The organism is Prevotella falsenii DSM 22864 = JCM 15124 (assembly GCF_000613945.1).
GTDB classification, from domain to species: domain Bacteria; phylum Bacteroidota; class Bacteroidia; order Bacteroidales; family Bacteroidaceae; genus Prevotella; species Prevotella falsenii.
On sequence record NZ_BAJY01000034.1, the window covers coordinates 18676 to 27014 of the forward strand.

2 protein-coding genes and 2 pseudogenes are annotated in these 8339 nt (G+C 45.9%); all 4 read right to left on the reverse strand.

Annotation, left to right across the window (positions count from 1 at the left end; genetic code table 11):
- Nucleotides 1-155: 155 nt before the first annotated feature.
- On the reverse strand, nt 156-2972 hold the full coding sequence (locus tag JCM15124_RS10680; RefSeq protein ID WP_024999426.1) for a M16 family metallopeptidase: 2817 nt from the start codon (nt 2970-2972) through the stop codon (nt 156-158).
- A gap of 213 nt (nt 2973-3185) precedes the next feature.
- Nucleotides 3186-3760: pseudogene (locus JCM15124_RS14160) on the reverse strand (chromate transporter).
- A 2-nt stretch (nt 3761-3762) separates the two neighbouring features.
- Nucleotides 3763-4377 carry a chromate transporter gene (locus JCM15124_RS10690; RefSeq protein ID WP_024999427.1) on the reverse strand — a complete coding sequence of 205 codons (615 nt, stop codon included), beginning with the start codon at nt 4375-4377 and terminating at the stop codon, nt 3763-3765.
- Between the two features lie 2 nt (nt 4378-4379).
- Nucleotides 4380-8131 (reverse strand): annotated as a pseudogene (gene purL / locus JCM15124_RS14165) (phosphoribosylformylglycinamidine synthase).
- Nucleotides 8132-8339: the final 208 nt, after the last annotated feature.

Below are 8339 nucleotides of genomic sequence, written 5' to 3' on the forward strand. Positions count from 1 at the left end.
TGTAAAGGGAAAGAGAAAAACCAAGCCTTTGAGCCTTGATACACTCTCTTTAGAATAGAAAAAGCCCACGATTGCAACAACAATCGTGGGCTTTTGTATGATTGAATGTGTAATTTTGCACAAGTCTTACAACTGCAAGACTTGCGCAAAAAGTCTTATTTGGCAGGTGTCATCACCACTTCTACGTGGTTACCGGCAGCGAGCAAGCCTTTCAGGAAGGCTGCAATCTTCTCCGGTGTCAGGGCTTCAACAGCAGCCTTGTAGTCGCTTTGAATATCTACACCTAATGTGATATACTCACTTAGAACATTTATCCAGTGGCGATTGTTCTTCGCTTTGATGTCAGCTTGCTTGAGCATGAAGTCCTTAACCTTCTGAAGCTTATCCATATCGACCTTTACGCTGTTGTTTTTAATGCCTTCGTTGAGGAGCTTAACAGCGATTTCAGCCTTGTTAGGATCCATTGGGCACTGTGCCTGAATAATGGCAAAGGTCTTGTCGGCAGTCTGATTTAAGCCACCGCTTGCACCTACTGAGTAGGCAGCACCTTGGTCTTCACGAATGTCCTTCAGGTAAACCATTGACAATACTTGCGCTGCAGCGTCCACAAGTACAGCATTTTCAACAGTGTACTTAGTTGGTTGATACCAAACTTCTACGCTCATAGCCTTTGGAGTCTCTGATTTGAAGGTGAAATGGTTCAACACTTTACCTTTAACGAAGAATGGAACTTCTTTCCAATTCTCAGCTTTGCCCTTTGGTAAGCTACCGATATACTTCTCGATAAGCGGACGGAGAGCAGTCTCATCGTAGTTTCCAACGAAGTAATATACAAACTGTCCGGGGTTAGCGTAACGCTCTTTCCATATTTGGAGTATGCGGTCGTAATTCACGCCTTTGAGTGAGTTTACTGAAAGAGGAGCGTAACGAAGTTCGTGGTTGTAGAGAGTAACTGACACTGAGTCGGAGAAGACACTCTCCGGAGAAAGGTCTTTGTGCTTCAAAGCCTCTTCGTACTGCTTCATCATTGCGTTGAAAGCCTGCTCGTCCTTTGTTACGTTGGTTAATTTGAGGTAAACCAACTGCATCATCGTTTCAATATCCTTTGGTATAGACTGACCGCTTACATACTGATAGTATGTGCCGAGCCACAAGTCTGCGCTTGCCTGCTTTCCGTAGAGAGCCTTGGTGAGTTCTTGCTTAGAGAAGTTTCCAAGTCCGCTATTTTCCATAACAGAGTTGAACAGCTTAAGATTGTCGAAGTCAGCCTTGCCATATAAGCTGCTGCCGCCCTTTGCTGCTGCATAGAAACGTACGTCGTTGGCTTGGAAATCGGTCTTCTTGAGGATAACACGAGCACCGTTGCTCAATGTCAGCTCTTTGTAACCGAGCTTCTTGTTCTCTGTTTCCTTCACTATTTTGCCGGCCTTTGGCAGTTTTGTTTCGTCCAACAGAGGTTCGCTCTTTACGTTATCAACGTATGGTTCTATCTTTTCTGCACGTACTTCCTTGATAGCTTGTGCCATCTTCTCTTCGGTTGGGTCTACCTTCCCGGCCTTGTCTTGTGCGAAGATGTAGACAACAAGGTTACGGTCATTGTCGGAAATAAGTTCCTTAGCATACTCGTTTACCACCTGATAGTTGAGTGCAGGCATCTCAATGAGCTGCTTCATAATCTTGTAGTCGTCTTCCTTGCTTGGGATAGGCTCGTTCTTCAAGAAGTGGTCGCGCAGTTCGTCGCCATATTTGCTGTTGGTTGTCTTGTCGCGATTGGTGTATTCAGACTCTATTTGCGATAAGAATTCTTGCTTGGTACGTTCAAACTCGGTAGGTGTAAAGCCGTATTGGCGTACACGAAGTGCCTCTCGATAGATGGCTTTTAATGCTTCTATGTCTTTGCCTTCTTTGGCAGTAGCGTTCAATGTGAACGCATCTTTAGTACTTGAGAGCATATAATTGCCGTCGTAACCGTATGCGCTGGTGAATGGGCAGTCTGCTTTCTGCTTCATTTCGCTGAAACGCTGGTTCAGCATCATGGTTATCATCGTCTTCATATAGCTGTCGATGTAATATGCCTGACTTGTTTTCATCTCGTCAGGGAATACATCATGCTTCATTAAGATGCCGATAGTAGAATTCTGCATCTCCTTATCCTTGTCGAAAATATAGATAGCCTGCTCGTTGTCTTCCACCGGAAGCTTTGTTACCTGTGCAGCATTGGCCGGCACGGTAGCATTTGCCCACAACTTTTTAATCTGTGCTTCGGTGTGGTCTACGTCTACATCGCCCACAACAATGATACACTGGTTGTCCGGACGATACCATTTGTGATAGTAATCGCGAAGGGCTTGATACTTGAAGTTGTCTACCACGCTCATCAAACCGATAGGCAAACGAAGTCCGTACTTGTTGTTAGGATAGAACTTTGGCAGCGAACGGTCGTAGATACGCATCCTTGCGTTCTGCCCCAATTGCCATTCTTGGTGGATAACACCACGTTCCTTGTCTATCTCCTTGTCGTCGAGGGTAAGACCGTTCGACCAGTCTTTCAAAACCAACAAGCAAGAATCGAGTGCCGTCTGACGCTTTGTCGGTACGTTGCTGATGCGGTAAACCGTCTCTTCGATGGAGGTGTAAGCGTTCAAATCGCTACCAAACTGCACACCGAGCGAGCGTGTAAACTCCAACAAAGTTGAATCCGGGAAGTGTTCAGAACCATTGAACGCCATGTGTTCAAGGAAGTGAGCCAATCCACGTTGCGGTTCTTCTTCCTGAATAGAGCCAACACGCTGCGCAATATAGAAGTTGGCTACATTCTCAGGCCAGTTGTTGCGCAAGATGTAATAAGTCAGCCCATTGCTGAGCTTACCCTGCCTTACGTTCTTGTTTACAGGAATAGAGCCAAACTGCTGTGCGTTTGCCACCCCTGCAATTAAGAATAAGGCTACAAAAAAGAAATTTCTCAGTTTCATTTTATAGTTAGATTAAAAATTATTGTTCACTAATTCGCACAAAGGTAATTATTTTTCGGTAATTATGCACCTTTTTTCTTATAATTCTGTTTGTACTCTGTTAAATATAAAAAAAGGTTCCTTTATTTGGCATTTTCTTCGTGTTCTTCGGTATTTAATGGAGTCTGAATCTTCTTTTGTTGCTTACAAGAAATTGTCGAAGCATTTCTATTCCTAATAAAGAAGTACCAATCCTGCAACTGCCGAATAGCAAATCATGCGGATTGGATTTATCTTTAGCCACATCGTACCAACGAAAGTGGCAAGGAAAAGGGCGATGCTGATGCAGAATTGCCATGGATTTACGCCGGGTAACGAGAAGTTTTCGCTATTGCAAAGCAGCAATGTTGCCGCTGCCAACAACCCTACTACAACGGGGCGTAAGCCCATAAAGATGGATTGAACCAAGGGTGTCTTCATGTATTTCAGGAACATCTTGCTGATGAGAAGCATCAAAATAAGCGACGGCAGCACCAATGCGAATGTGGCTGTAAGGCTGCCTAACACAGCCATTTCACTTGTAAAGCCTGCATTGTGCACTGCTGTATAGCCGCAATAGGTTGCCGAGTTTATCCCAATAGGCCCGGAGTCATCTGAGAAATAGCCACGATATTCGTAAATTCTGCCGAAGACAGCCAGTGATGGCGTATCACTGTCTCGGTCTGGATAAGCGAAAGCATTCCGTAACCGCCACCGAAGCCAAACATTCCAATGGTAAAAAATGTGTAAAAGAGTTGTAGAAATATCATATCTATTCGGTTGGGGCTATGAATTTACCATACAAATAGCCGCCTGCAAAAGCAGCAATGAGTATGTAAATAGGGTTTACACCTAAATAGGCAATGAGTAATGCAGTAACAATGGGTATCCAACAGTTGGCAAGATTAATCTTTGCTCTTTTCGCAAGATTAAATGTGGGCACTGCAATGAGTGCCACAACGGCAGGGCGAATGCCACGAAACATGGCTGCCACCCACGCTAAGTCCATGAACTGATGAAAGAACAGGGCAATAAGAAGAATGATAAGGAACGATGGCAACATTGTTCCCAGACTTGTACACAACGCTCCCGGTGTCTTGCGGAGCTTGTATCCAACGAAAATACTTATGTTTACGGCAAACACACCGGGGCAACTCTGCGCCATTGCAATAAGATCAACGAACTCTTCCTTGGTTATCCATTTTTGTTTATCTACTATTTCGTTTTCGATAATAGAAATCATAGCATAACCGCCGCCCAGCGTAAACGCACCAATCTTGAAGAATGTCTTGAAGGCATTCCAATAAATGGCAAGCCCACTCCTTCCGTTTGAGGCTGAAGAAGACAGGCTTGCATTGTTTAGTTCTTTGTTCTTGTTGTCTGACATTACTATTTTATTCGTTCCTCAACCCATTGGCGTGCATTTACAAATGCCTCTATCCACGGAGTAACTTCGTCGTTACGACGGTCTGCCGGATACCATGCTTGTTGCCAAGGGAATACCGAACGCTCGAGGTGAGGCATCATTGCGAGGTGTCGTCCATCGTCAGAGCAGATACCGGCAACATTGTAATTAGAGCCGTTCGGGTTGCCCGGATATTGTGCATAGTTGTATTTTGCAACAATATTATAATGGTCTTCAGGTTCGGGAAGCATAAACTTGCCTTCTCCGTGTGCCACCCAAATGCCAAGTTTATTGCCACTGAGCGAACCCAACATAATACTCTTGTTCTCCGGAATGTTCAATCCGAGGAAAGCACTTTCAAACTTATGGCTGTCGTTGTACGTCAATCGCGAACGGTGCTTATGCTCCGGGTTGATAAGATTTAGCTCTACCATTAACTGACAACCATTGCAGATGCCGAGCGAGAGCGTGTCTTCGCGTGCATAGAAGTTGTCGAGTGCCTGCTTAGCCTTTGGGTTATAGAGGAAAGCACCTGCCCAACCCTTTGCCGAACCGAGCACATCAGAGTTGGAAAAACCGCCACAGAACACTATCATATTTATTTCTTCAAGCGTTTCACGGCCTGAAATGAGGTCGGTCATCATAACATCTTTCACCTCAAACCCTGCAAGATAAAGACTGTAAGCCATTTCACGGTCGCCGTTAGTTCCCTTTTCTCGAATGATGGCAGCCTTTGGTTTTCGATGTGTCTGATGTGTTGTTGTGTCGTTATCTTTCCATCTGTTTGGATTTAAACCGTATTGCTGCAACTTACCGGTGAAGTTTTCGTTGAACTTCATTTCGATTGGTTGCTTCTTATAGTTGTCGTGGCGTTTTTCAGCATACCGTTTGATGCCTGCTTACGCTCGAAGAGATAAGACGTTTCATACCAATCTTCGCGCAAAGCATCGATGTCGAAGTCGTGTTTCCATGCACCGTCGGCAATGCTTAGCGTGCGGTTTTTGGTGTTTGGATAGCCAATGCGGGCGAAGCCTATGCAGTTCTCTTCCAAGAAAGCCTTCACTTCGTCATTGTGTTCGTTGGCAACTTGAAGGATAACACCGGGATTTTCGGCAAACAACTTGCGCACGATGTCATCGCCTTTCATATCGTGCAAATTAATGTGTAGCCCACCTTCAGGGTTGGCAAAGGTCATTTCGAGCAGCGTTGTTATCATACCGCCGGCCGAAATGTCGTGCCCTGCAAGAATCCAACCGCGACGAATCATCTCTTGAATGGCATCGAAGCAGTCGCAGAAATAACGAGGTTCTTTCACGGTAGGAACGTCAGACCCAACCTTACCCAAGCTCTGCGCAAAGGCAGAACCACCCAAACGCTGCTCGTCGAAGCTGAAATCGATGTGGTAAAGGCGTGTATTTTTGTCGTTTACCAATACAGGCGAAACCACTTGGCGCACATTGCTCACCTCTGCACCGCTTGAAACGATGACTGTTCCCGGCGAAACAATCTTCTCGCCGTTAGGATACTGTTGTGTAAGCGACAGCGAATCTTTGCCTGTCGGTACGTTTACACCAATGGCGCAGCAGAAATCCGACAATGCTTTTACTGCACTGTAAAGGCGTGCGTCCTCTCCTTTTTGCGCACGGCAGGGCCACATCCAGTTAGCAGAAAGACTGATGCTGTCCATTCCGTCGGCAAGTGGTGCCCATACAATATTGGTCAGCGACTCTGCCACCGATAGCACCGAGCCTGCTTCCGGCGATGCCAAACCGGCCTGCGGAGCATGCCCGATAGCGGTGGCAATGCCTTTATAGCCACGGTAGTCGAGTGCCACCACGCCACAGTCGGACAGTGGCAACTGCACCTGACCTTGGCATTGCTGGCGTGCCACACGTCCGGTAACCGAGCGGTCTACCTTGTTTGTGAGCCAATCTTTGCAAGCTACGGCTTCCAATTGCAGCACACGTGTAACGTAATCGTCTATCTTTTCTATATTATAAGTTACGTCGGCGTACTTACGTTCCACCGTTTCGTCCTTCATTACGGTCTTCGGCGAGTGTCCGAACATCTGTGCAACATCAAGGTCGAATGGTTTTACTCCATCTTTTTGAACGAACGAGAAGTGTGCATCGCCCGTTGTTTCGCCTACGACATACATTGGTGCGCGTTCGCGTTCGGCAATGCGACGCACGTGGTCGAGATACTTTTCGTCTATCAGCAAGCCCATACGTTCTTGCGATTCGTTGGCAATGATTTCCTTTGCGCTCAACGTTTTATCGCCGATAGGCAGCTTGTCCATATCTATTCTGCCGCCACAATCCTCTACCAATTCGCTCAAACAGTTCAAGTGTCCTGCCGAACCGTGGTCGTGAATAGAAACAACAGGGTTCTCGTCTTCTTCTACCAACGCACGAACAAGGTTGTAGGCGCGCTTTTGCATTTCGGGATTGGCACGCTGAATAGCATTCAACTCGATTCCGTTTGAATAGCGACCGGTGTCTACCGACGATACCGAGCCTCCACCAAGCCCGATGCGATAGTTGTCGCCACCTACGACTACAACTTTGTTTCCCGGCTGTGGCGTTTTCTTCAAACAGTCGCGCTTTGTGCCGTAACCTACACCGCCGGCAAGCATAACCACTTTGTCGTAAGCATATTTTTCGCCGTTTTCTTGGTGCTCGAAAGTCAAAACAGAACCTGCAATCAGCGGTTGCCCGAACTTATTGCCAAAGTCGCTTGCGCCGTTAGAGGCTTTTGTAAGTATCTGTTGAGGCGTCTGATAGAGCCATTTGCGCACCGGCAGAATGTCTTCCCAATCGCGCAAGTCGGGCGTCTTTCCGTTTTCGTCTTTCAAGCGTGGGTATGCTGTCATGTAAACTGCCGTTCCGGCAATGGGCCATGAGCCTACACCGCCGCCCATACGGTCGCGAATTTCGCCACCTGTGCCCGTTGCAGCACCGTTGAAAGGTTCTACTGTAGTAGGGAAATTATGGGTTTCAGCCTTTAGCGAGATAACGCTCTCAATGTTTTTCACACGGAAGAAGTCGGACGTGCTTTGGCTTTTCGGAGCAAATTGCTCTATTTCCGGACCTTCTGCAAAGGCTACATTGTCCTTATAAGCTGAAAGAATCTTGCCCGGATTTTCCTTGGTTGTTTTCTTTATAAGGTTGAAAAGACTGCTTTCCATCGTCTTTCCGTCGATAACAAACTCACCGCCGAATATCTTGTGGCGGCAGTGTTCCGAGTTTATTTGTGCAAAACCAAATACCTCCGAGTCGGTCAGCGGACGGTTGTTCTGCTTTTCCACCTTATGTAAATATTCTATTTCTTCCGGCGACAGTGCCAAGCCCTCTTCCTCGTTAAACTTCTCAAGATTATCAACAAACTGTATTTCAGCCGGCTGAATATCCACCGTGAAGATGTCTTGGTTCAATCCATCGTAGTTGCGAAATATCATTCTGTCCGGATTAGCTTCCATAGACTGCGATGGGAAGTATTCTTCTATACGAGAAATGCCACTGATACCCATGTTTTGGGTGATTTCAACGGCATTCGTACTCCAAGGAGTAATCATTTCGCGGCGTGGTCCAAGATAGTAACCCGACAGCTCTTTGTCGTTCATTACCTTTGCGTTGCCATAAAGCCAACTCAACTTATCAACTTCTTCCTGCGTAGGATTGTGGTCGATTTCAGTAGCAATTACTGTATCATTAGAAGCCAAGAAAAATAAAATCATATTGTTCTGTATGTAAATAGATTTGTATATGAAAGGTTGCTAAGTGCCATTAACCGCCCTCCTCGTTAAGATTTTCTTTTTGCAAAGATACATTAAATCAAGGAAAGAACAAAAAAATGACTTCCTTTTTTCAGATAGTTAGCAAATTAATCGATAGGGCAGAGTCAACCAGCAAGTGCAAAATTATTATATTTTTCTGTAGAATTCA

What these genes read in the sequence shown, in the direction of transcription:
- JCM15124_RS10680 (WP_024999426.1), bottom strand. Translation starts at nt 2,972, where the DNA reads ATGAAACTGAGAAATTTCTTTTTTGTAGCCTTATTCTTAATTGCAGGG.
- JCM15124_RS10690 (WP_024999427.1), bottom strand. Translation starts at nt 4,377, where the DNA reads ATGTCAGACAACAAGAACAAAGAACTAAACAATGCAAGCCTGTCTTCT.